Raw genomic sequence first — 23,427 nt, 5'->3', positions numbered from 1 at the left:
TGAACGGAAGAACTGCATGGGTTCGGGCGATGCGGCGTTCCGTGGCGTTTCTGGCGCTCGGCATAACCACCATGGCGTCAGCCCAGACGGTCGTGAAGATCGATCCCGGCAAATCGGGATCTCGCATCGAGCGCGATATCTTCGGGCAGTTCGCCGAACATCTGGGCACCGGAATCTATGGCGGCATCTGGGTGGGCCGGGATTCCAAAATCCCCAATGTCCGCGGCATCCGCAGCGATGTCGTGGCGGCGCTTCACGCTATCCATGTGCCGAATGTGCGTTGGCCCGGCGGTTGCTTCGCCGACGAATATCACTGGCGCAACGGCATAGGCCCCGCCGCGAAGCGCACGGTAACGGTCAACTCCAACTGGGGTGGCGTACCCGAACCCAGCACGTTTGGCACCGAGGAATATATGGATTTCCTCCAGCAGATCGGCTCGGAGGCGTTCATCTCGGTCAATATCGGTTCCGGTTCGCCCGAGGAGGCCGCCGACTGGCTGGAATATATGACCACCACACAACCGACCAGCCTGGAAAAGCAGCGGGCCGCCAACGGGCATCCCGCCCCCTACAAAGTCCACCTGCTCGGTCTCGGCAACGAGAATTGGGGATGTGGCGGCGCCATGTCGCCTGAGCATTATGTCGAGCAGATGAAGCTCTTCTCGCATTTCGTGCGGAATACCAATCCGGCCCAGAAGGGCGGCGAGCAGATGAAGCGGATCGCCGTCGGTTGGGACAGCAACTCCAAGGACTATACCGACGCCGTGATGAAGGCGTGGGCGGAGAAGACCGGCGACTGGGACATCGACGCCGTGTCGCTCCATAATTATGTGCTCGACGGCTGGCCGCCCCATCTTCCCGCCACCGGTTTCGGCGAGGCCGACTATGCGAAAGCGATCAAGGAAGCCTATGGCATGGACGACAAGATCGTCCACCAGACCGCGATCATGGATCGCTACGATCCGCAGAAGAAGGTGGCTCTCTCGGTCGATGAGTGGGGCATCTGGCTGGCGCCGACGGCGGGCAGCAATCCCGGCTTCCTCCAGCAGCAGAACTCGCTGCGCGACGCGATCCTGGCCGCCGTCACGCTCAACATCTTCATGCGCCACGCCGATCGGGTGCGGATGGCCAACATCGCGCAGATGGTCAACGTTCTTCAGGCCATGGTGCTGACGGATGGCCCGAAGATGGTCCTGACGCCGACCTACCATATCTACAAAATGTATGTGCCCTTCCAGGACGCGACCTTTGTGCCGATCAGCTACGACAGCGGCACCTATCGGTATGGCGACAAATCCATGCCACGGCTGGATGCCGTGGCGGCACGGGATAGTTCCGGCCAATTGTGGCTCTCCGTGACCAATGTCGATCCCGACAAGCCGGCGGATCTGGTTCTCGATGTCTCCGGCAAGGCGATCAGGAGCGCCGACGGCCAGTTGTTGACGGCAGATCGGGTGGATGCGGTCAACAGCTTCGCGGCACCCGATAACGTGAAGCCCAGGCCTTTTTCCGCCCAGCGTCAGGGTGACAGGCTCCGGCTGACCATGCCCCCCAAATCGGTCGCGGTGCTCGCCCTGCGTCCCTGATGATCGCAGCGCGGCATGGAGGATATCCATGCCGCGCGCTCCAGTTCATTACGAATGGAACCCACCCATGAAAGGCCGCCCGCTCTTCCTCTCCCTTGCCGTCGCGATCATGACGACAGGCCCCGCCCTGGCCCAGCCCGCGCGCTTCACGCTCAACAGCAAAGGCTATTACGAAGCGCCCGGCGCCGACATCCTGTCCTTCAGCAACGCCAATTCGGGGCTGTTTGCCGATGCGAAGATCAGCGGCGTCGAGATCATCCAGCGCGACATGCGCTCCGTGACAAACGGCGATGTGCGCCTGTCCGCGACACCAGGCCAGTGGGATCCGTCCGCCAATCTCGTCAACCGCCGGATCGATCAGGCGACGGGTACGGTGCGCACGACGCTCGAATATCCCGACTCTCATTTCCGTTACGTCGTCGTGACAAGGCCGCAGAATGACGGCGTGGAGGTGAGCGTCGAGCTTCCCGAAGCATTGCCCGCCACGCTCGTGGGCAAGGCCGGCTTCAATCTGGAATTCCTGCCGGCCGCCTATTTCCACAAGAGCTTCATGGCCGACGACAAGACCGGCATCTTTCCGCGCTATCCCGCCAGCGCGATGGAACTGACGCCCGAGCGCAACGCCGCCAGCGGACGCAGCGAAGGGCCGGGCGCCGAGCCTCTGCCCATCGCGGAAGGCAGGAGCTTCGTCCTCGCGCCCGAAGATCCCGATCATCGCATCACCATTACCGCCGAAAGCGCGCGGATCGCGCTCTATGACGGGCGCAACCAGGCGCAAAACGGCTGGTTCGTGCTGCGCTCGCTGCTCCCGGCGGGGCGATCGGGCACCGTTTTGCGCTGGACGATCAGGCCGGACACCGCACCCGGCTGGATGAGGCCGCCGTCCATCGCCCATTCTCAGCTCGGCTACACCCCTCAGGCGCCCAAGATCGCGACCGTGGAACTGGATCGCCACGCGAAGGATCGCACGCCCATCAAGCTGTTCCGCGTGGAGGGAGATGGTCGCTTCATTCCCATTCCGATCGGCCCTACGACGGAGGCCGGAGAATATCTGCGCTACCGCTATCGCCGCGCGGATTTCAGCGCGGTGCGCACACCCGGCCTCTACATCCTCGAATATGGTGCGACGCGGACGGCGCCCTTCCGAATTGCGGCGGACGTGTATGCCGACGCCTGGAAGCCGACGCTCGATGTCTATTTCCCCATCGCGATGGACCACATGCGCGTCAACGAGGCCTATCGCGTCTGGCACGGCGATTCCCATCGGGACGATGCGCGACAGGCACCGATCAACCATGAGCATATCGACCTTTATGCGCAGGGTCCGTCGACGGACGATCGCTACGCGCCGGGCGAACATATTCCGGGTCTGAATGTCGGTGGCTGGTTCGATGCCGGCGACTTCGACATCCGCACCGAGACGCATCATGCCGTCATCCAGTCGATGGTCAGAAGTTGGGAACGGTATCGACTGACCCGCGACACGACCAGCATCGACGAAGGCCTGCGCCGCACCGAAATCCATGTGCCCGACGGCAGCCCGGATCTGCTCGAACAGATACGGCACGGCACGCTCCAGCTCGTCGCCCAGTTCGATGCAGTCGGCCATGCGATCAACGGGATCGTAGAGCCGGACGTCGGCGAATATACCCATCTGGGAGACGCCGCCAGCAAGACGGACGGCCTGATCTACGATCCCGCGCTCAAGCCGGGCGAAGAGCGTGACGGGCACAGCGGCTGGCCCGACGATCGCTGGGCCTTCACGTCGAAATCGAGCGCGCTCAACTATGGCTCGGCCGCGACGCTCGCCGCCGCATCCCGCGCGCTCGCCGGGTTCGACGACGCACTTGCGAAAAAGGCGCGCCATCTCGCCGAGAAGACTTGGGCGGAAGAGCAGAGCCATCCGCCGGACCTCTTCCACCATGGCAATACCACCGGAGGCCCGCTGGTGGACGAGCAGTTCGCCGCCGCCGTCGAACTCCTCAAGACCACGGGCGACCAGCGTTATGCCGCAAGCGTGCAGACGCTGTGGCCCAAGATCGCGCCGCACTTCATGCGCAACGTCCAGATGGTGGCGGACGCGCTGCCGCTGATGCCAGCCTCCTTCCGCGCCGAGGTGGAACCCGTCGTGCGGACGTGGAAAATGGCCACCGACAAGATCGCATCGGCCAATCCGTTCGGCGTGCCGATCACCGACGGCGGTTGGGCCGGCAATGGCGCCATCATCCAATATGGCCTGGATAGCCATGCGCTGCACGAAGCGTTTCCAGACATCGTGGACGATGGCGCGTTGTTCCGCGCGATCGATTATCTGACCGGCCATCATCCCGGCTCCGACATCTCCTTCGTGTCGGCGGTGGGCACACGGTCCAAGGAAGTCGCCTATGGCAACAACCGCGCCGATTTCAGCTTCATCGCGGGCGGCGTGGTGCCGGGTGAGCTTATCCTGAAGCCCGATTTCCCGGAGAATAAGGAAAATTGGCCCTTCTTCTGGGGCGAGAATGAATATGTCATCAACGAAGGCGCGCTCTGGATCGAGTTGGTGAACGCCGCCGCCAGTGCATCGGGGAAGAGCGGAGCATGACGCCCCCCTCTCCGCTCTCGCAGACTGGCGCGGCGCGGTGAGCGGCCCGTTGCGCCCCACCCGGCGCACCCTTCTCGAAGGTGCGCTGATCGCGGCCGGAACAACCGCGCTGCCCGCCGCGACCCGGACGGGGGAGCCCGATCGCGCCGCCGCGCTTCTCTGGTATCGCCAGCCGGCCACGCGATGGACAGAGGCTCTGCCCGTCGGCAACGGGCGGATCGGGGCGATGCTGTTCGGCGGCGTCGCCCAGGAGCGTCTCCAGCTCAACGAAGACAGCCTGTGGAGCGGCGGCCCCTATGATCCGGTCAACCCATCGGCCCGCGAAACCCTGCCCGAGATCCGAAAGCTGATCTTCGCGGGCCGCTATGCCGAAGCGCAGGCGCTGGCCAACGAGCGCGTGATGGCGACGCCGCTTGCCCAGATGTCCTATCAGCCGGCGGGCGACCTGCTGCTCGACTTTCCGCATCTGCCGACCGCCATCGAAGGTTATCGCCGCGAACTCGATATCGACGCCGCGATGGCGACCACCCGCTTCATGGCGGGCGGAATTGCCTTTACGCGGCGCGTCGTTGCCTCCCCTGTGGATCAGGTGATCGCGGTCCACCTGTCGGCCGATCGGCGGGGTGCGATCGACGTGGACGTGAGCCTGCGTTCCCTTCAGGATCATCTGTCGATCGCGATCGAAAATGCCGACACGCTCTGTCTTGCCGGGGCCAACCGGGCCGAGAACGGCGTAGCCGGCGCCATCCGCTTTGCGATACGGGCTCGCGTCCTCGCGGAGGGGGGATCGGTTTCGGCAATGGCGGATCGCCTGGCCGTGCGGGGCGCCGACGGCGTGACGATCCTCCTCGCCATGGCGACCAGCTATCGCCGCTATGACGATACCGGCGGCGATCCCATACGCCTGACATCCGATCAGATCGCACGGGCCGGCACCCGTCATTTCGATACCATCGCACAGGATACCACCGCCGAACATCGGCGCCTGTTCCGACGCGTGACGCTCGATCTCGGACGGACATCCGCGGCCGACAGGCCCACCGATGAACGCATCCGCCTCAGCCCGTCGTCGGACGATCCGGCCCTCGCCGCGCTCTATTTCCAATATGGCCGATACCTGCTGATCTGCTCGTCGCGACCCGGCAGCCAGCCAGCCAATCTGCAAGGCATCTGGAACGACAGCACCAAGCCGCCCTGGGGCTCCAAATACACGATCAACATCAACACCGAGATGAACTATTGGCCCGCCGAACCTGCGGCATTGCAGGAGTGCGTGGAGCCGCTGATCGCGATGGTCAGGGATCTGGCCGAGACGGGCGCGCGAACGGCGCGGGAAATGTATGGCGCCCGGGGTTGGGTCGCGCATCACAACACGGATCTGTGGCGCGCGACGGCGCCCATCGACGGCGCTCAGTTCGGTCTTTGGCCCATGGGAGGAGCATGGCTCTGCCTCCACCTCTGGGATCATTACGATTATGGCACGGACACGGCCTATCTCGCCTCCGTTTACCCGCTGATGCGCGGCGCCGCCCTCTTCTTCCTCGACACGCTGCAAACCGATCCGGTCTCCGGCCACCTCGTCACCAACCCGTCGCTGTCGCCCGAGAATGTCCATCCCTATGGGGCGTCGCTCTGCGCGGGGCCGAGCATGGACATGCAGATCCTGCGCGATCTGTTCGACCGGACGGCAAGGGCCGCGATCCTGCTCGGGCGCGATCCCGATTTCGTGGCCGAACTACAGGCCGCCCGCGCCCGTTTGCGCCCGGACCAGATCGGCCACGAAGGGCAATTGGAGGAATGGGCAGGCGACTGGGACATGCAGGCGCCCGAACCTCATCATCGCCATGTGTCTCATCTGTTCGGCCTTTATCCCAGCCATCAGATCGACCTCGATCGGACACCCGCACTGGCTGCCGCCGCGCGCCGCTCGCTCGAGCTGCGCGGAGACGAATCGACCGGCTGGGCCACCGCATGGCGCGCGAACCTCTGGGCCAGGCTTCGTGACGGCGATCATGCCCATCGCATCCTGGCCTTCCTGCTCGGCCCCGATCGCACCTATCCCAATATGTTCGACGCCCATCCGCCCTTCCAGATCGACGGCAATTTCGGCGGTGCGGCCGCGATCCTCGAAATGCTGGTGCAGAGCCACGACGAGGACATACGGCTTCTGCCCGCCCTCCCCCGTGCATGGCCTGCCGGGTCTGTCTCGGGCGTGCGGATACGCGGCGGATGCACAATCGATCTGCACTGGAGAGCAGGGCAACTCTCGGGCGCGGTCATCTCCGCCAGCAAACGGGTCAGGCGCATCGTGCGCCTGGGGCGTCGTCACTTCGACGTGACCATCGCCCCCGGCACGCCGTTTCATCTGACGGACGCCATGATCGGCCCGGCATGACAATTCCACGCCCTCCCGAAGAGGAGAGATGATGCTGTCGACCGCTCACTTGGCACCAACCGGCTTCACCCATCGCCATGGCGTGTCCGGCCAGTGCCCACGGGCCTGTTCCATGCCAGGTCCATCACGCGGATGCCAAGTGAGCGGTCGACAGATCCTCGGCGCGCCCTCGTTCGGCATAACGCCGTGCCAGCGTCGCACAGACGAAGAGCTGAGCTTGATGAAACAGCATCAGCGGCAGCACGATCAAGCCGATCGCATGACCCGGAAACAGGATCGTCGCCATGGGAATCCCGCCTGCCATGCTCTTCTTCGATCCGCAGAAGACGGTCGCGATCTCGTCTTCCTTCGAAAAGCCGAGCAGACGGCTTGCCCAGGTCGTCGAGCCGATCACGAGCGTCAGCACGATCAGGTCGATGAGCAAGATGATGCCGATGCTCGCGGGCGAAAGCTGGTGCCAGATGCCGGCGACCATGCCGGCGCTGAATGCCGCATACACGACCACGAGAACGGAACCCCGATCGACCACGGAGGTCAGCACCGCGTGACCCAGTAGCCAGTCGCCGACCCACGGGCGCACGGCCTGCCCGATCATGAACGGCAGCAGGATCTGGAGCGCGATGTCCTCCAGCGCCTTCAACGAAAAGCCGCCGCTCGCCGCGGGCAGCAGTTGCGAAACGAGGATTGGGGTCAGGATCACGCCAAGCATGTTCGAGAGCGAGGCACTGCACAATGCCCCAGGCACGTTGCCGCGTGCGATGGAGGTGAAGGCGATCGAGGATTGCACGGTCGACGGCAGCAGGCAGAGAAACAGGAGGCCTGTGAGGATATCGTGAGGCAGGTGACCACGCAGCAGGATCGTGATGATTACGCCCAGGAGCGGAAACAGCAGATATGTGCTGGCAAAGATCAGTGATTGCAGCCGCCAGTGCGACAAGCCGGCCCAGATCGCGTCGGGCCTCAGCCGCGCACCGTACAGCAGGAACAGCAGGGCCACGGCGAGATCAACGCCGATATCGACAATCCGGGTTGCCGAACCATGCGCAGGGATGAGCGCGGCGAGCGCGACCGTTCCGATCAGCAGCAGGAGATAAGGGTCGAGGTGGATACGGGCGCGGATCGCATGGAGGGTCGGCATGGGGATACCCCTTCGTGAAGGGGGACATCTGGTCGCTGGCCCTGAATTCCGCAATTGCGATAGCAATGATATCAGTCATCATATAACTTGATGATCATGCGCGATTTGATCCCGGTCGATCTCCTCCAGACATTCGTGGCGGTGGTGGATGCCGGAAGCTTCACCGGCGCAGCGCGCAGCCTGGAGGTCCGGCAATCCACAATCAGCCAGCAGATTGCCCGACTGGAGGCCCTGGCGCATCGACGTCTGATCGATCGAGATACCCATAGCATGGCGTTGACGGTGGACGGCGAGCGGCTGCTGGACCAGGCGCGGTCCATCCTCGATGCCCACCTCCGCCTGGGGGAGAGTTTGTCGGAGGCCCCGTTGCGCGGTCGGCTGAGGCTGGGCGCATCGGAGGATTTCGTGCTCTCCGCCCTGCCGGACGTGCTGGCCACCTTCGTGCGTCGTCATCCCGAGGTCGATCTCGAACTGAGCGCCGGACTGAGCCACGATCTCTACGACGCCTTCGATGCGGGCCGGCTGGATGTCATCTTCGTCAAGCGCAAGGCCGGAGACCGTCGGGGCAGCATTGCGTGGCGAGAGCCGATCCGCTGGGTTGGCCGCCCGAACTTTCGCATCGATCCCGACGCCCCATTGCCGCTGCTGCTCTATCCGCCCCCCAGTGTAACCCGCGCTCGCGCGATCGAGACGCTGGATCGGCTCGACCGCCGTTGGCGCGTGGCGTTCACCAGCGCCAGCCTGGCCGGCCTCACCGCCGCCGCGCGCGCGGGGATCGGAATCATGCCGCATTCGGCTCGACTGATCCCGCCCGGACTCGCTGTCGTCGGCGGAGGGCCATCGCTCCCGCCCCTGCCCGACATTGAGTTCGTCGTGATTGGCCCAGGAGCGGGACATCCCGCAGCCCAGGGGCTCATTGCCACCATGCTCCAGTGGGCGGCATAGCTTGCCGTTGAAGGAAAACCCGTGACCGATATCATCATCTATCACAACCCCGCCTGCGGGACGTCGCGCAATACGCTGGCGCTGATCCGCAATTCGGGCGTCGAGCCCCACGTCATCGAGTATCTCAAGACACCACCGTCGCGCGCTCTGCTCATCGAGATGATAGGCCGCGCCGGCATGACGCCCCGCGCCCTGCTCCGCCAGAAGGACACGCCCTATGCCGAGCTCGGCCTCGACGATGCCTCGCTCACGGACGACGCGCTCGTCGACGCGATGATGGAGCATCCGATCCTCATCAACCGCCCACTCGTCGTGACCCCGCTCGGGGTGAAACTGTGCCGTCCGTCCGAGACCGTCCTCGACATCCTCCCCGATGCGCAGAAGGGCGCCTTCACCAAGGAAGATGGTGAGGCCGTCCGGCGACTATGACCGCATCGTCACCGTGATGGCGACTTCCTGAAACGCCGGCGGCAGCCGGGAGCCCGGCTACCCGCGCCACCTGTCCCGCCATCAGCCGCTCAGGGCGATTTCCGCCGGCCGGGAGCGCTGAAAGTCCGGCTCCTCCGCAGGGCAATAGGCTCTGAGGAAGTCGGGATGGCTCGGCATCGCCTCGACAAGCTCCGCAATCTCCGCGCGCATCCGGGCCAGTTCGTCGCGAAGCTGCTGCTCGGGCATCATCCGCGCGAGGTGATGATAGCCATGCGGCCGCGCGCGCTGGCCGAGCAGCACGGACGCCCAGCTATCCACACGGAACAGCTCGTGCGGCATCTGATAGGCGCGCGCATCCTCCCGCCACAGGGCAAGCCGCTCCTTGAGGCTGTCAGGCAACTCCATGGTCCGGCAATGGCGCCAGAAGTCGGAATCGTCGCGCTCGGTGATGTGATAGTGGAGGATGATGAAGTCGCGGATATTCTCATATTCCTGCCGCGATTTCTCGTTGAAGCGGTTGACCAGCGCATCGGTGCAGCCGTTGAAGGGGAAATCCTCGATCAGGCGCGTCACCGCCGCCATCATGAGATGGATGCTGGTCGATTCCAGCGGCTCGATGAAGCCGCCCGCAAGGCCCAGCCCGACGCAGTTCCTGCTCCAGGACTGAACGCGCATTCCCGTCTGGAAACGAACGAGCCAGGGATCGACCACGGGCTCCCCATCGATCTCGGCCATCAGCCGGGCCTGCGCCTCGTCGTCGGACATCGACTGGCTGCAAAAGACGAAGCCGTTGCCCTCGCGATGCTGAAGCGGAATGCGCCAGCGCCAGCCGGCCTCATGCGCGATCGCGGACGTATAGGGCTGCGGCGGATGGACCGATCTCGACTGGACGGCCACGGCGCGATCGGTCGTGATCCAGCGTCCCCAATCCTCGAAGCCGACGCCCAGCGCCTGCCCGAGCAGGAGAGAACGGAAGCCGGTGCAATCAATGAAAAGGTCGGCTTCGATCCGCGCGCCGGATTCAAGCTCGATGACCTCGATGAAGCCGCTCTCGGGGGCGAGCGCGACATGGCGGATCTTGCCTTCGACGCGCTTGACGCCGGCGGGTTCGGCAAGACCGCGCAGGAAACGCGTATAGCTGGCGGCATCGATATGATAGGCGTGGCTCGGCGCGATCGGCGGCCCCGCCGACATGCGGTTGGCTTCGCCAGCCGCCCATTCCAGACAATATTCGTTGAGTTCGCCACCGAACCCGCGGGCTCTGGCATGTAGCCAGAAATGATGGAAATCCGCCATCCAGCTCCAGCGCCGTCCGATGGTTCCGAACGGATGGATATAGCGATCGCCGATCCGCCCCCAGTTCCTGAACTCGATCCCGAGCTTGATGGTCGCCTGTGCGGCGGACATGAAGGCGTCTTCCTTGATCCCCATCAGATTGTGGAAGGTCTTGAAGGTGGGAACGGTGGATTCCCCCACGCCGATCGTGGAGATTTCATCCGATTCCACGAGCGTGATATCGATCAGAGGCCCCATATGCCGCACGAGTGCCGTCGCTGTGACCCAGCCGGCCGTGCCGCCACCGGCCACCACCACATGTTTCACGCTCCGATCCGACATAGCCCCTCCCTGCCTCCCGCGTGCGCGACAGCGTTATCAATCGCTGTCCAGCACAGGCGGATTTGAGGCCGAAGGAGGCGCAACCGGTGCCGCCGGGCAAGCGATTTCATGCGAGGCGAGCCCGGTGATCGCAGGATTTCCCGATCCGGGCGGCATGGTGTTGTAGTCACGTCACAAGGTAGGCATGTGCCTACATATTGAACCGTTGGGAATGACGCTCATCAGCGGTTTGGAGCCCGACCCCCGGCATCGCTTTGAGCGAAAAAGGCCTCGATCCGATTCGCCTGTCGACGAGATTGCCGAGCCGCATCGCCCGGAATGAACCGGGCTTGTTTCCGCGCCGCCGCTGGTTAGTCTCCCTGCAACAGCAGGGGACGACATGTGCGGATATTCAAGGGGGTGGCTGGCCTTGCGCTCGCCTTTGGCTTGGCGAACGGCGCGCAGGCGGCGGATGTTGCGATCCATGCGGGGCGGTTGATCGACGGCACCGGTTCGGCGCCCAAATCGAAGGTCACCATTCTCGTCCATGACGATCGCATCGTCTCGGTGACGCCGGGCTTCACCCAGCCGGCAGGCGCCAGCGTGATCGACCTGTCGAACGCCACGGTGCTGCCCGGCCTGATCGATTGCCACGTCCACATCACGGGCCAGTTCGACGGCGGCGACCCGATCCGCGAGATGGTCACCACCACCGATTATGACGCCGCCTACAAGACACCCGCTTATGCCCGCGCCACGCTGGAGGCCGGCTTCACCAGCGTGCGGGACGTCGGCGCCTCCACCGAACTGGTCGTCGCCATGAAGCGCGCGATCACGAACGGCACGATCGCCGGCCCGCGCATGTGGGTGGCGGGCGCACCGCTCGGCCCGACGGGCGGGCACAGCGACAGCCATTCGGGGCTTGATCCCGCGATCGAGAACCCGGAGTGGAACGAAGCGATCATCGACGGCGTGGACAGCGCCATCCGTGCCGTGCGCAAGCACCGGCAGGAAGGCGTCGACCTCATCAAGATCATGCCGTCCGGCGGCGTGCTCTCGGTCAACGACGACCCCAATCTCCAGGTGCTGAGCGACGCCGAGATCAAGGCGGTGGTCGACACTGCGCACGCGCTGGGCATGAAGGTCGCCGCTCATATCCACGGGCGCGAAGCCATTGACCATGCCATATCGCTGGGCGTCGATAGCGTCGAACATGGCAGCTATGCCGGTGCCGAAAGCTATCCCTTGTTCAAGAGCCACGGCACCTATCTCGTCCCCACCCTGCTGATCGGCCAGAAGGTCTACGAGATCGCCAGGACGCATCCCGAGCAACTTCCCCCTTCCTCGGCCGCCAAGGCGCTGGAAGTGGCGCCTCATCTGCGTCAGAATCTCGGCGCCGCCTATCGCGCCGGCGTGAAGATCGCCTTCGGCACCGACCAGGGGCTGGTTCCCCACGGCCAGAACGCCGGCGAGTTCGCGCTGATGGTGCAGGCCGGCATGACGCCGATGGACGCGATCCTCGCCGCCACCCGCAACGCCGCCGATCTGATCGGCGATGCGAAGGATATCGGTTCGGTCCAGCCCGGCCGCTTCGCCGACATCGTGGCGGTGTCCGGCGATCCGCTCACCGACGTGAGCGAACTGACCCGCGTGCAGTTCGTGATGAAGGGCGGCACGGTCTACAAGGAGAGCGGCAAGGATAGCGGTGCGGGCGGGATTGTGGATGCGGGCGGGCATTGAACGGAGGCCCGTGCCGCACCTGCCCTCCGTTCCTGTCATCCGGGATTTGATCCGGGATCAAACCCTGCCGTGAGAAGCGCCGCACGGCTTCGCACTCCAGAATCTGCCGGCGGCGGCCCCTCTTCATTTCTTTCGCCCCGGTAGGGTGCCCGCCAGCCGCTTCACCGCCGAACCCGCGCATAACCCGGTCCGGGGATCTCGACGCCGAAAGCATTCGGAAGCGTCACCGTGGAGGCCGCGGTGATGCCGATCGCATTTGGAGCAACCGTCCCCGGCGCGCCATAGCGGCCCAATTATTGATAATGCATTTGACTCGCAAAATCATAACCACCAATGAAGCGCCGATCAGGACAATTGGGGGTTAATCGATATGGCGTTTCCGTCACATGTTCGGGCTTCGGCGGGGTTTCGCCGGATGCTTCTCCTGGCCGGCGCAGGCTGCGCATCCCTGATCGCGGCCCCCGCCCTCGCCTCGGACGCCGGCAGCGAAGCGCGGGACAAGCAGGCCAACGACATCCTCGTGACGGCCGCCAAGCTGAAGCAGGCACAGCTCAATGAAAGCGCATCGGCCACCGGCCTCGATCTGACCCTGCGCGAGACGCCGCAGTCGGTCTCCGTCATCGATCGTCAGCGGATCGAGGACTTCGCGCTGACCAGCATCGCCGACGTGCTCGATCAGGCGGTGGGCGTGAACGTCAACCGCAACGAAACCGATCGGACGGACTACACCTCGCGCGGATTCGACGTGACCAACCGGCAGGTCGACGGGATCGGCGTCGCGCTTCAGGGCGGCGTGCAATTCGGCGATCTCGATACCGTGCTCTACGAGCGGGTCGATATCATCCGCGGCGCGAACGCCATCATGACGGGGGTGGGCAACCCTTCGGCGACGATCAACTATCTGCGCAAGCGGCCGACCCAAGAGTTTCAGGCGAACGCGTCGGCCTATGGGGGCTCGTTCGATATGTGGCGCCTCGAAGGCGACGTGTCGGGGCCGCTCAACGCCGCCGGAACGATCCGCGCCCGCATCATCGGCGCGCACGAGGAACGCGCCTCCTACCTCGACTATAACCACACCAACCGCGACGTCGGCGGCGCGCTGCTGTCCGTGGATTTGACACCCGATCTTACCGCGACGGCCGGCTATTCGCATCAGGACAATCGGGCGCGAGGCAATATCTGGGGGGCGCTGCCGCTGGTGTTCAGCGACGGCACCCGGATTCCGTACAAGCGCTCGGCCTCCACGGCGCAGCCATGGACCTATTGGGACAATCTCGACCAGACCGCTTTCGGCGAACTCGCCTGGAAGCTGGGCGGGGACTGGACGTTGCGCGGCGTGGCCACCTATCACGACCTCAAATCGAATGCGCGGGTTCTCTACGCATCGGGCGGCGACTTCGGGCCGGATCCGGTGACCGGCCAGGGCGTGATCGGCTACAGCGCCCTTTTCCGCGATCGTTACCGGCAATATCTGCTCGACGGCTATGCTTCGGGCAGCGTCGAGGCATTCGGCCGTCGCCACCAGCTCGCCTTCGGCGTGTCGAGCGGCTGGGCTCACGAAACCGACGCCGAGGGCGATGCCAGCGACGTCATCGACTATGGCGACATCCGCCAGCTCGCCTCGCTGCGCATCCCGCTGCCCACCTACGCGCCGATCGAACAGCAGGCTCGTATCCATGACCACCTCACGCGGATCTATGGCGCGGCCCATATCGATTTCGCCGATCGGCTGAAGGGCGTCGCCGGCGTCACCGCGATCTGGCTCGACACGACCGGCGACAATTATGGCGCGGATGCGGCCCGCAGCAACAGCGCGGTCAGCCCCTATGCCGGGCTGCTGTTCGACCTGACGAGGCACCTCACGCTCTATGGAAGCTACACCGACATCTACAATCCGCAGACCGAAGTCGCCTCATCGGGGCATCGGCTCGATCCGGCCAAGGGCACCAACATCGAGGCGGGGGTGAAAGGCGACTGGCTGGACGGCCGCCTCTACGCCACCGCCGCCGTGTTCCGCGCGCGGCAAACGGGCCTCGCGGTGTTCGCCGGCACATTCGACGGCACCAACGGCAACGGCCCGATCGGCGGGTCGTTCTATACCGGCCAGACCGTCACCGCGCGCGGCGTCGAGGCGGAGATATCGGGCCGCGTCACCGATCGCTGGCTGCTCGCCGGCGGCATCACCCATCTGCGCCTGCGCGATGATACCGGCGAAGCTGCCCGGCTGTTCGTGCCACGCGACACGCTGAAGCTGACGGCGACCTATCAGATCCCCGAATGGCACGACTTCAAGATTGGCGCCAACCTGCGCTACCAGAGCCAGGTGCGGGGCAATGATGACTCGAACGGCCTCGCGATCCGGCAGGGCAGCTATGCCACGCTCGACCTGCTCGCCGGCCTCCATCTCGCCCCGCACCTCGAAGCGAGCGTCAACGTGCGCAATGTCACCAACGTCAAATATCTCAATTCGCTGGAATGGGGGCAGGCCTTCTACGCGGCACCGCGCAGCGCGGTCGGCACGTTACGGTTCAGCTACTGAGCAGAAGGGGACGCCGCCCGGACCATGCTCCGGGCGGCGGAGTGATCTCCATTTCGCCGCAACCATCGCCACCGTCACATTCCGATCCCGCAACAGACCGACCCACCGCACTTGTGGAGCTGCATGATTGCGCTACCATCGCCATAGCGCTCCGCCCCACAGGCATGAGAAGCGAAGTCGATCTTTCAACTAGGGAGAGATTATGCCGGTATTGACCGCCCTGATGGCCGCACTCGCACTCGCGACGGCTCCCGTCGGCACGGCCGGGCCAGCCCCGTTGCCGTCCCGCGCACCATGGCCCCAGTCGATGCCGGCTCCCGTTCGCGTCTCCCTCTGGCCCGATGGGGCGCCGAATTCGAAAGGACGGCGCGACCAGCACGAAGTCGCCGAGGACTATTGGGTCAAGAACATCCATGATCCGTCCCTCACGATCTTCCCGGCGGACCCTCGCCACAACAGCGGCGCCGCCATCATCATCGTGCCCGGCGGCGGCCATAAACTGCTGGTGTGGACGACCGAAGGCATCGACGTCGCCCCCCGCCTCAACCAGATGGGCGTCACCGCCTTCGTGCTGAAATATCGCCTCGCCCGCGAGCCCGGCTCTCCTTACTCCATCGAGGGCGATGCCGCCGGCGATCTTCGTCGCGCCATCCGCTGGGTTCGCGCCCACGCCCGCCAATATGGCGTCGATCCGCACCGGGTGGGCGTGATGGGCTTTTCCGCCGGCGGCGAACTGGTGACGCTGGTGGCCGACAATCCCGAGCCGCCCGCGCCCCGTCCGGGCGATGCGATCGACGGCGAGAGCGCCCGGCCCGATTTCCAGATTTCGGTCTTCCCCGGCCCGCTCGGCCTTCCCGCGACGGCCGCGCGGACGGCGCCCCCTGCTTTCATCACCGCCGGTTCGCTGGATCAATGCTGCGCGATCCCGGCGCTGCACCTCTACGAGCAGCTTCGCGAAGCCGGTGTGCCGGCCGAACTGCATATGTATGCCGGCGCGGAGCACGCCTTCAATCTGGGCGAGCGATCCGGTCTTCTCTCCATCGTCCACTGGCCCGACCGGCTGGCGGACTGGCTGGCCGACAATGGCTGGCTGGACGGCAAGGGCGACCCGCGCCCCTGAAGCGAAAGGGTTCGGGCGATGCGATGGTTCCGAGGAGGAGGAATGCGAGCTGTGCATGAGCGCGGGCCGAGTGTCCGCCGGCGAATGTCCATGGCGGTGACGGCGTTGTGGGCCGCGTTCGCGATTTCGGCCGCCGCATCCCCTTCGGAGGCCGCGCCGCCCCGGATCGTGCCGCAAGGAAACAGCTTTCGGCTGATCGTCCAGGGCAAGCCGATGCTGATGCTGGGAGGGGAACTCGGCAATTCCAGCGCGTCGAGCGCCGACTATATGGCGCCCCATTGGCAACGGCTGCACGACATGCACCTCAATACCGTGCTGGCGCCCGTATCATGGGAGTTGATCGAACCCGTCGAGGGGCATTGGAATTTCAGCAATGTCGACCTGCTGATCGAAAACGCGCGCAAACATGATCTGCATCTCGTGCTGCTCTGGTTCGGCGCATGGAAGAACAGCATGTCGAGCTATGTTCCCGCCTGGGTGAAGCGCGACCAACGGCGCTTCCCACGCGCGCAATTGCCCAACGGACAGGGCGAGGAAATCCTGTCGGCCTTCTCCAGCGACGCCCTCGCGGCGGACGCGCGCGCATACCGCGCCCTGCTCGATCATATCCGCGCGATCGACGGCGAGCGGAACACCGTATTGATGGTGCAGGTCGAAAACGAGATGGGCATGTTGCCTGTCGCCCGGGATTATGGCCCGGCCGCCACCGCGGCTTTCCAGAGCCCCGTGCCGCAGCCGCTGGTGGACTATCTCGTGGCGCATCACGCCACTCTGACACCCCAGCTCAAATCCCTGTGGGAAGCGCATGGCGGCCTGCGTCATGGAAACTGGGCCGATCTGTTCGGGCCGGGAGACGGCGCCGAAGAAATCTTCACGGCCTGGTATTACGCCCGCTACGCCGACCAGATCGCGACCGCCGGCCAATCGGCCTACGATCTGCCCATGTATGTCAACGTGGCGCTCAACCGGCCGGGCAAGGCGCCCGGCGAATATCCGAGCGGCGGGCCGCTGCCGCACCTGATCGACATCTGGAAGGCCGGCGCGCCTCATATCGACATGCTGTCGCCCGATATCTATTTTCCGAATTTCAGCGATCTCGCGGCACAGTATCGACGGCCGGACAATCCGCTGTTCATCCCCGAAGCGAACAGAGCCGACAACCCGAACGTTCAGGCCAACGCCCTCTATGCGATCGGCACGCTCGGCGCGATGGGATACAGCCCGTTTTCCATCGAATCGGTGGACGATCGGCCCAACGCGATCACACCGCTCTACGATCTGCTCACACAGCTCACCCCGGCGATCCTGGCCGATACCGGCACCGGTCGGATGGCAGGTTTCCAGCCTCGGACGCTGTTCGACGGCACCGTCATCGCCGAGCCGCAAAGCGCCGATATTGGCGGCTATCGCTTCACCGTGCGCTTCGCCTCCCCGCAAGGCAGCGATGAGGACGGCAAGGCGCATCATGCCGCGCTCATCCTTCAGACCGGCCCGGAGGATTATCTCATCGCCGGAACCGGCGTGGTCGTGACCTTCGCACCGCTTGGAGACGGGCCGCCCCTGGCCGGAATCGACAATGCCTGGGAAGGGCATTTCGACGCGACGGGCGCCTGGAAACCAGGCCGCCTGCTCAATGGCGACCAGACCAACCAGGGCCGTTTCATCCTCCTTTCCCCCGGCGAGATGCAGATCCAGAAGATACGCCTCTACAGATATCGATAAGGGCCGGCACGGCACATCGACCACCGAATGGCATTTCGTAACCATCAATATGCTATTTGACAGGTTACATTGAATGTGAGAGACCTCGTTGCAGACAGCCGACAGGATTCATGGCTGGCGATGAGGGAAGGATCGGAAGATGAGCAACGACGAGGTAACGGTGGTGTTGGCCCATGCGGCCTGGGCCGATGGTTCGAGCTGGTCCCGCGTGATCGGCCTGCTTCGCGCGGCAGGGCTGCGCGCGATCGCGGCACCGCTGCCGTTGACCAGCCTCGCCGACGACATTTCGGCCCTCGATCGCGTGATCGCGCGCACCGAAGGTCCGGTAGTACTCGTTGGCCATGCTTATTCCGGTGCCGTCATCGGCGCCACTCGTACCGATCGGACGAAGGCCCTGGTCTATGTGAATTCGCTCGTCCCCGACGAGGGCGAGACGGTGCTCGACGTCTTCACCCGTGTGGCACCCCACCCCATGGCCCCCAAGCTCGCTCCCGACGCGGACGGCCTGATGTGGCTGCCCGATGAGGCTTTTGGCGAGGCATTCGCCCAGCAAGCGGATGAGCGCGAGCAGGCCGTTCTGGCGGCCGTGCAGCGACCGATCTCCATCGAGGCGATCACGGCTCCCGTGGAGCGCCCACGTTGGCACGATCTGCCGAGCTGGTATCTGATCGCCCAGGAGGATCGCATGATCCCGGAGGAAAATCAGCGCTTCATGGCAGAGCGGATCGGAGCGACAATCCTCTCCCGCCCCCTCGACCATTGCCCGATGATCGGCGCCCCCGAACTCGTGGCGGAGATCATCCTCTCGGCCGTTCGGGCCTGACCGAACGCAAGGAGGATGAGATGGGCACGCCACAGGCTGGATCGCACCGTATGGAAGCGTTTTCCGACGGCGTGCTGGCGGTCATCATCACGATCATGGTGCTTGAGCTGAAACCTCCGATGGGGCCGGGGCTCGCGGCTCTACTGCCGCTCTGGCCTACCGCCCTGAGCTACGCGGTCAGCTATCTGTTCATCGCCATCATCTGGATGAACCATCATCATCTGCTGCGTTTCGTGCGCCATGCCACGCCTGCGCTGCTCTGGCTGAACTTCGCGCATCTGTTCGCCGTTTCGTTGCTTCCGTTCGCGACAAACTGGATGGCGGATACTAGGCTCTCGGCCGCCTCGGTCTCGCTCTATGCTGGACTGTTCGTGGCGGTGAACCTGCTTTACCTCGCCTTCGAACGCGAGGTGATCCGTCATGCCGATGCACGGCAGTTTCCGGTCGCCACCCAGCGATTGGCGCGCAGGCGATCGATCATCACCGTTTCCACCTTCTCTCTCGCAATGGTGGTGGCGATCATTCTCCCCTGGCTCGGCTTCGGGCTGATCTGCGGATCCCTGCTGCTCTACCTGCGGCCGGAAGCACCCGTGCATGGAATAACCGCGTGACGGCAACCATATCGGTTACAATCATTCAAAGGGAGACTCCCGTGAAGAATTCGGTCGCTATCGTCACCGGAGCGAGCCAAGGCATCGGCCGCTCCACCGCAATCCGGCTAGCCAAGGATTTCACCAGTCTGGTGCTGATCGCCCGCAGCCGGGAGAAACTGGAATCCGTTGCCGAAGAGATACGCGGTCTCGGAGCGGAAGCCCTCATTTTGGTGGCCGATCTCGCCGATCCCGCAGCGCCGGCGAAAATCGTGGAGGCTGCCCTCTCGCGGTTCGGACGGATCGACGCGCTCCTCAACATCGCAGGCGCCGTACCCCAGATCGACCTGCTCGAGATGACGGACGAGCAGTGGGATGCCGGCATGGCCCTTAAATTACACGGGGCTCGTCGCCTTACGATCGCCGCCTGGCCTGCCCTCAAAGAGGCAAGAGGATCGGTTGTGCTGATCTCGGGCAACTCGGCGCAGTTCCCAAAGGCCCCTTATGCAGCCGTTGGCACGATCAATGCCGCGATCGTTGCGCTCGCGAAAGCCTTTTCCGATCGAGGCCTAGAAGACGGCGTTCAGGTGAACAGCGTGTTGCCGGGACCGGTGATGACTGGGCGCCGCCGATCGTATCTGGAGCGTTGGGCGCCCTTGCACGGCCTGTCGGTCGAGGATGCGACGGCAAAATTCCCCAGGGAAGCCGGCATCGCCCGCTACGGCGAGCCGGAAGAGATCGCGGAGCTTATGGCCTTCCTGGTATCGCCGGGTGCCAAATGGATGACGGGGTCGGCCCTCCGCATGGACGGGGGTGAGGTGAAAGCCATTTGATGCGAGCGGGTGCCGCCGACTATGGCGGCGCCCATTGCGATGTCCCGAACCGCGGGATGGCGGGGAGGCCTGCCTCGATCGCTGGAGGGGCCTAACGGCTGAGGCGGATTACGCCATATATAGTGGCGACCATGCTCCCGATCGCGGCCAAGCATAGGCTGCAATAGCGGCAAGCCGATCGTCGGCGCGAATGAACCAAAGGCCTCCTGCCGATAACAAAGAATATGCGCGCGGGGCTGGCAAGGCGTTGCGCGCGACCTATGACCGGGACGGCCCCGCAAAGCGTGAGGTAGAGTATCGTGCGACCCACCGCCCACATCCATGCCATCGGCACCGCCGTGCCCGCGCATGACGTCCATGCGCCCTTCATCGCGTGGGCGTCATCCAGGATCGCGGATCGGCGCGAACAGGCGCTGTTCCGGCGGATGGCGGCGCGATCGGGCATCGAGCATCGCTGGTCCGTCCTGCCGCGTGCATCGGATGGCGGATCGCCCGTGGGGGCCGGCGGCTTCTACGCGGGCAACCGCCTGCCTTCCACGGGGCGGCGCATGGCCTTCTACGCCGAGGCCGCACCGGCGCTGGCGCTCGATGCCATCGAGGCGCTGAAGGAGAAGACGCCGATCGAGGGCATCACCCATCTCGTGGTGGCAAGCTGCACCGGTTTCGTCGCCCCCGGCGTGGATCAGATCATCGCGGACAGGCTCGGCCTCGATCCCGGCGTCGAGCGGACGCTGGTGGGCTTCATGGGTTGTTACGCGGCCGTATCGGCGCTGCGCGTGGCGCATCATATCGCCCGATCCGAACCGCGGGCGCGCGTGCTGGTCGTCACCGTCGAGCTGTCGACCCTCCACCTGATCGAAACGGGCGAGATCGGAGCGCTGCTCGCCATGCTCCAGTTTGCCGACGGCGCGGCCGCCGCGATCGTCAGCGCCGAACCCTCCGCGCTTGCCATCGAGCGCTTCTTCGCAGCCACACTGCCCGACAGCCGCGACCTCATCCGCTGGACGATCGGCGACGAGGGCTTCGAGATGCATCTCTCCGGCGAGGTGCCCGGCCGCATCACCAGCGCGCTCCACGACCCCGACACCCGCCAGCGCATCCTCGATGGCCGACGCGCCGACGAACTGACATGGGCAGTCCATGCCGGCGGCCGCTCCATCCTCGATGCGGTGGAGACCGCGCTCGGGCTTCCCGAGGACGCGCTTGCGCCCTCGCGCTCGGTGCTTCGGCGCTTCGGCAACATGTCCTCGGCGACGCTGATGTTCGTGCTGGCCGATCTGATGGAACGCCCCGCGCCTTCGGACGGCGTGGCTCTGGCCTTCGGCCCCGGCTTGGCTGCGGAGGGCTTCGCTTTCCGGGGCGCCTGATACGCCCCGCCGCCTCAGCGGAGGCGCTCGACGGTGAGGCGGAACGGGAAGCGCCGGGCGATCGTCACCCGGCTTGGCGAGACGCCCGCTTCTTCGAGGATCGGCCGCCACTCATCCGGGCGGAAGCTCCGCGCAATGGAGAGCGTGCCATCCTCGCGGACGATCCGGTGGACCCGCATCAGCCGCGCCAGCAGGGGATAGCTGCCATGGGCGAACCGGTGGCGGTGCAGATCGGAGATCAGCCAGCCGCGCGCCGACCGCGCCTCCATATGGCGGATGAACGCATGGAGCTGCGCGTCGGTCATGTGATGCGTGACCTGGCTGCTGACGATGAAGTCGATCGGCCCCTCGACATCATGATAATCGCCCGTCCGGTAATCGATGGCGAGATCGGCGGGCGTCGCGGCGCGGGCGATGCCTTCGCTGCGCGGATTGAGATCGACGCCCACCAGATCGGCCGCGATGCCGCGCTTCTTCGCCCAAACTGCGATCGCACGCAGCATGTCGCCCGCGCCGAACCCCACATCCAGCAGGCGAAAGCGGGGCAGCCCCTTCGTCGCCCGTTCGAGATAGGCGAGCGTCGGATGGGCCGTGAATGTCCAGCGATTGACGCGCGACAGATCGCGCAGAACCTTGGCATAGGTTTCGGGATCGAGATCCAGCGCATCCATCTGCTCTTCCGTGCGGCATCGAAGTGCGAGCGTGGTCATGGCTCCTCCTGACGCTTCTTCTATGGGCATGGAAAGAGAAATGCGTGGCCTGATCCGGTGCCGACTTAACGCACGACGATCGTTCCGGTCATGCCGAAGCTGCTGTGCAGGAAGTGGGAGCAGTGGCTCTTGTAGGTGCCCGGCCGGCCGGCCATGAGCCGCACGTCGACCGTTTCCTTTCCATCCACGTCGACCCCGCCATTCCTGACCTTGGCGCGGTCCTCCGGCGCGATATTGGCCTCGGCGAAAAACTCCCTCGCGACGAAATCATGCTCGCCGGACGCGGCGTTGGAGAAGCGGAGGCGATAGACCACCCCATGTTGCAGCGTCAGCGTCGCCGGTGTGAACCTGAAGTTGGAAAGCTCCACCGAGACAGTCCGCGCGCCGGCCCATTCGGGCGGCTGCGCGTTGCTCATCGGAGCCAGCAGAGCAACGGCAAGCAAGGCCGGGGCCATCGAACGGCGCATCTGTTCCTCCAGTGTCAGTAACCGGCCCCTGGGGGGAAGGGGCCGGGCCATCGGCTCATGGCTTTGTTCTGTTCGGCGAGGGTGCGTATCGGTTCATGGAGTGACGACAGAGCGTTCTTTTTGATCGACGAAGCGAAGGCGCCATTTCGCTCTCGACAGCCCCGCACCCGCAAGAGGATAAGGATTTGAACCTTTCCCGCGCCACCGGCCACTGATGACCGTGACGCAAGGGAGCCGGGGTCTTGTCTGGATACGGCATGGCGAATGAGAAGCAGCGGGGGCCTGCGATGCCGCAGGACGAAGCCCGCCTGATGGCGCGGATCTGCGCGCAGGATCTCCCCGCCTTCGAGGAACTTTATCGCCGCTACCGTCCGCGCCTCGCCCGCTTCCTCACCCACCTGTTGCGCCGGCCGCAACTGGTCGAGGAGGTGTTCAACGACACGATGATGGTCGTCTGGAGCCGGCCGGACAGCTTCAGCGGCGCCAGCAAGCTTTCCACCTGGATATTCGCCATCGCCTATCGCAAGGCGCTGAAGGCCAGCCGTCGGGAAGATGAGCCGATCGAGGACGCCCACGCGCATGAACGCGTCAGCCCCGATGCCGGGCCGGACCAGCGGGTCGGACAGCTTCGCGTGCAGCAGGCCTTGCTCGGCGCGATCGGCCAGCTCTCGCCCAACCATCGCGCCGTGGTGGACCTCACCTATTTCCACGGCGCCGGCTATCGGGAGATCGCCGAGATCATGGATTGCCCGGTCGATACGGTAAAGACGCGCATGTTTCACGCGCGCCGCCACCTCAAGCGGATGCTCGCCGGCGAGTTCGCGGACTGGCTGTAGGTGCAGA

The 23,427-nt window shown here is 64.9% G+C and carries 18 protein-coding genes; 14 read left to right on the top strand and 4 right to left on the bottom strand.

Going from position 1 to position 23,427, the window contains the following annotated elements:
* Positions 1 to 71: 71 nt before the first annotated feature.
* From FHS98_RS02845 to FHS98_RS02835, 3 genes are all read left to right on the top strand, one after another.
* Complete coding sequence (locus tag FHS98_RS02845) at positions 72 to 1,586, top strand: alpha-N-arabinofuranosidase (RefSeq protein WP_243847814.1); 1,515 nt, start codon at positions 72 to 74, stop codon at positions 1,584 to 1,586.
* A 67-nt stretch (positions 1,587 to 1,653) separates the two neighbouring features.
* Complete coding sequence (locus FHS98_RS02840; protein WP_167099455.1) at positions 1,654 to 4,170, top strand: glycoside hydrolase family 9 protein; 2,517 nt, start codon at positions 1,654 to 1,656, stop codon at positions 4,168 to 4,170.
* Positions 4,145 to 6,565 carry a glycoside hydrolase family 95 protein gene (locus FHS98_RS02835; RefSeq protein WP_341786012.1) on the top strand — a complete coding sequence of 807 codons (2,421 nt, stop codon included), beginning with the start codon at positions 4,145 to 4,147 and terminating at the stop codon, positions 6,563 to 6,565. The genes FHS98_RS02840 and FHS98_RS02835 overlap by 26 nt, the downstream gene beginning before the upstream one ends.
* Before the next feature lie 124 nt (positions 6,566 to 6,689).
* On the opposite strand, the gene FHS98_RS02830 is transcribed toward FHS98_RS02835, so the two are convergent.
* Entirely contained in the window at positions 6,690 to 7,703 is a 1,014-nt protein-coding gene (locus tag FHS98_RS02830) for a bile acid:sodium symporter family protein (protein WP_167099452.1), read from the bottom strand.
* A 90-nt stretch (positions 7,704 to 7,793) separates the two neighbouring features.
* Here FHS98_RS02830 and FHS98_RS02825 point away from each other — a divergent pair, with 90 nt between their 5' ends.
* On the top strand, positions 7,794 to 8,648 hold the full coding sequence (locus tag FHS98_RS02825; RefSeq protein WP_167099449.1) for a LysR substrate-binding domain-containing protein: 855 nt from the start codon (positions 7,794 to 7,796) through the stop codon (positions 8,646 to 8,648).
* A gap of 21 nt (positions 8,649 to 8,669) precedes the next feature.
* Positions 8,670 to 9,077: an arsenate reductase (glutaredoxin) gene (arsC, locus tag FHS98_RS02820; RefSeq protein WP_167099446.1), complete on the top strand. Its 408-nt coding sequence runs from the start codon at positions 8,670 to 8,672 to the stop codon at positions 9,075 to 9,077.
* A gap of 81 nt (positions 9,078 to 9,158) precedes the next feature.
* On the opposite strand, the gene FHS98_RS02815 is transcribed toward arsC, so the two are convergent.
* Positions 9,159 to 10,694, bottom strand: coding sequence for a tryptophan halogenase family protein (locus tag FHS98_RS02815; RefSeq protein ID WP_167099443.1), 1,536 nt, complete (start codon positions 10,692 to 10,694; stop codon positions 9,159 to 9,161).
* A gap of 426 nt (positions 10,695 to 11,120) precedes the next feature.
* Between FHS98_RS02815 and FHS98_RS02810 the strand changes: the two genes are divergently transcribed.
* From FHS98_RS02810 to FHS98_RS02775, 8 genes are all read left to right on the top strand, one after another.
* On the top strand, positions 11,121 to 12,413 hold the full coding sequence (locus FHS98_RS02810; protein WP_208401917.1) for a metal-dependent hydrolase family protein: 1,293 nt from the start codon (positions 11,121 to 11,123) through the stop codon (positions 12,411 to 12,413).
* A 415-nt stretch (positions 12,414 to 12,828) separates the two neighbouring features.
* Positions 12,829 to 14,952, top strand: a complete 2,124-nt coding sequence (locus FHS98_RS02805) for a TonB-dependent siderophore receptor (RefSeq protein ID WP_167099437.1) — start codon at positions 12,829 to 12,831, stop codon at positions 14,950 to 14,952.
* 307 nt (positions 14,953 to 15,259) lie between these two features.
* Positions 15,260 to 16,072: an alpha/beta hydrolase gene (locus tag FHS98_RS02800; RefSeq protein ID WP_167099433.1), complete on the top strand. Its 813-nt coding sequence runs from the start codon at positions 15,260 to 15,262 to the stop codon at positions 16,070 to 16,072.
* A 42-nt stretch (positions 16,073 to 16,114) separates the two neighbouring features.
* A complete protein-coding gene (locus FHS98_RS02795) occupies positions 16,115 to 17,794 on the top strand; it encodes a GH35 family beta-galactosidase (RefSeq protein ID WP_208401916.1) in 1,680 nt (559 codons plus the stop codon).
* Positions 17,795 to 17,933: 139 nt separating this feature from the next.
* Positions 17,934 to 18,617 carry an alpha/beta fold hydrolase gene (locus tag FHS98_RS02790; protein ID WP_167099430.1) on the top strand — a complete coding sequence of 228 codons (684 nt, stop codon included), beginning with the start codon at positions 17,934 to 17,936 and terminating at the stop codon, positions 18,615 to 18,617.
* Between the two features lie 20 nt (positions 18,618 to 18,637).
* A complete protein-coding gene (locus tag FHS98_RS02785; protein ID WP_208401915.1) occupies positions 18,638 to 19,228 on the top strand; it encodes a TMEM175 family protein in 591 nt (196 codons plus the stop codon).
* A 41-nt stretch (positions 19,229 to 19,269) separates the two neighbouring features.
* A complete protein-coding gene (locus tag FHS98_RS02780) occupies positions 19,270 to 20,040 on the top strand; it encodes an SDR family oxidoreductase (protein WP_167099427.1) in 771 nt (256 codons plus the stop codon).
* A 299-nt stretch (positions 20,041 to 20,339) separates the two neighbouring features.
* A complete protein-coding gene (locus tag FHS98_RS02775) occupies positions 20,340 to 21,407 on the top strand; it encodes a type III polyketide synthase (protein WP_167099424.1) in 1,068 nt (355 codons plus the stop codon).
* Between the two features lie 14 nt (positions 21,408 to 21,421).
* On the opposite strand, the gene FHS98_RS02770 is transcribed toward FHS98_RS02775, so the two are convergent.
* Both FHS98_RS02770 and FHS98_RS02765 read right to left on the bottom strand, forming a co-directional pair.
* Positions 21,422 to 22,117 (bottom strand): methyltransferase domain-containing protein, encoded by a 696-nt coding sequence (locus FHS98_RS02770; protein ID WP_167099421.1) that lies wholly within the window; start codon positions 22,115 to 22,117, stop codon positions 21,422 to 21,424.
* Between the two features lie 65 nt (positions 22,118 to 22,182).
* Positions 22,183 to 22,572 (bottom strand): cupredoxin domain-containing protein, encoded by a 390-nt coding sequence (locus FHS98_RS02765; RefSeq protein WP_279588252.1) that lies wholly within the window; start codon positions 22,570 to 22,572, stop codon positions 22,183 to 22,185.
* Positions 22,573 to 22,841: 269 nt separating this feature from the next.
* Here FHS98_RS02765 and FHS98_RS02760 point away from each other — a divergent pair, with 269 nt between their 5' ends.
* The gene (locus FHS98_RS02760; RefSeq protein WP_167099415.1) at positions 22,842 to 23,420 is read left to right on the top strand and encodes an RNA polymerase sigma factor; all 579 of its coding nucleotides are present in this window, start codon (positions 22,842 to 22,844) and stop codon (positions 23,418 to 23,420) included.
* The last annotated feature ends 7 nt before the right edge of the window (positions 23,421 to 23,427 follow it).

The sequence above is a fragment of the Sphingomonas oligoaromativorans genome (assembly GCF_011762195.1).
GTDB classification, from domain to species: domain Bacteria; phylum Pseudomonadota; class Alphaproteobacteria; order Sphingomonadales; family Sphingomonadaceae; genus Solisphingomonas; species Solisphingomonas oligoaromativorans.
Note: the sequence above shows the minus strand (reverse complement) of the source record. Positions and strands in the feature narration are given on the sequence as shown.

What these genes read in the sequence shown, in the direction of transcription:
- FHS98_RS02770 (WP_167099421.1), bottom strand. Translation starts at nt 22,117, where the DNA reads ATGACCACGCTCGCACTTCGATGCCGCACGGAAGAGCAGATGGATGCG.
- FHS98_RS02765 (WP_279588252.1), bottom strand. Translation starts at nt 22,572, where the DNA reads ATGGCCCCGGCCTTGCTTGCCGTTGCTCTGCTGGCTCCGATGAGCAAC.
- FHS98_RS02795 (WP_208401916.1), top strand. Translation starts at nt 16,115, where the DNA reads ATGCGAGCTGTGCATGAGCGCGGGCCGAGTGTCCGCCGGCGAATGTCC.
- FHS98_RS02840 (WP_167099455.1), top strand. Translation starts at nt 1,654, where the DNA reads ATGAAAGGCCGCCCGCTCTTCCTCTCCCTTGCCGTCGCGATCATGACG.
- FHS98_RS02760 (WP_167099415.1), top strand. Translation starts at nt 22,842, where the DNA reads ATGGCGAATGAGAAGCAGCGGGGGCCTGCGATGCCGCAGGACGAAGCC.
- FHS98_RS02815 (WP_167099443.1), bottom strand. Translation starts at nt 10,694, where the DNA reads ATGTCGGATCGGAGCGTGAAACATGTGGTGGTGGCCGGTGGCGGCACG.
- FHS98_RS02805 (WP_167099437.1), top strand. Translation starts at nt 12,829, where the DNA reads ATGCTTCTCCTGGCCGGCGCAGGCTGCGCATCCCTGATCGCGGCCCCC.
- FHS98_RS02785 (WP_208401915.1), top strand. Translation starts at nt 18,638, where the DNA reads ATGGGCACGCCACAGGCTGGATCGCACCGTATGGAAGCGTTTTCCGAC.
- FHS98_RS02800 (WP_167099433.1), top strand. Translation starts at nt 15,260, where the DNA reads ATGCCGGCTCCCGTTCGCGTCTCCCTCTGGCCCGATGGGGCGCCGAAT.
- FHS98_RS02830 (WP_167099452.1), bottom strand. Translation starts at nt 7,703, where the DNA reads ATGCCGACCCTCCATGCGATCCGCGCCCGTATCCACCTCGACCCTTAT.
- FHS98_RS02845 (WP_243847814.1), top strand. Translation starts at nt 72, where the DNA reads ATGGCGTCAGCCCAGACGGTCGTGAAGATCGATCCCGGCAAATCGGGA.
- FHS98_RS02790 (WP_167099430.1), top strand. Translation starts at nt 17,934, where the DNA reads ATGAGCAACGACGAGGTAACGGTGGTGTTGGCCCATGCGGCCTGGGCC.
- FHS98_RS02825 (WP_167099449.1), top strand. Translation starts at nt 7,794, where the DNA reads ATGATCATGCGCGATTTGATCCCGGTCGATCTCCTCCAGACATTCGTG.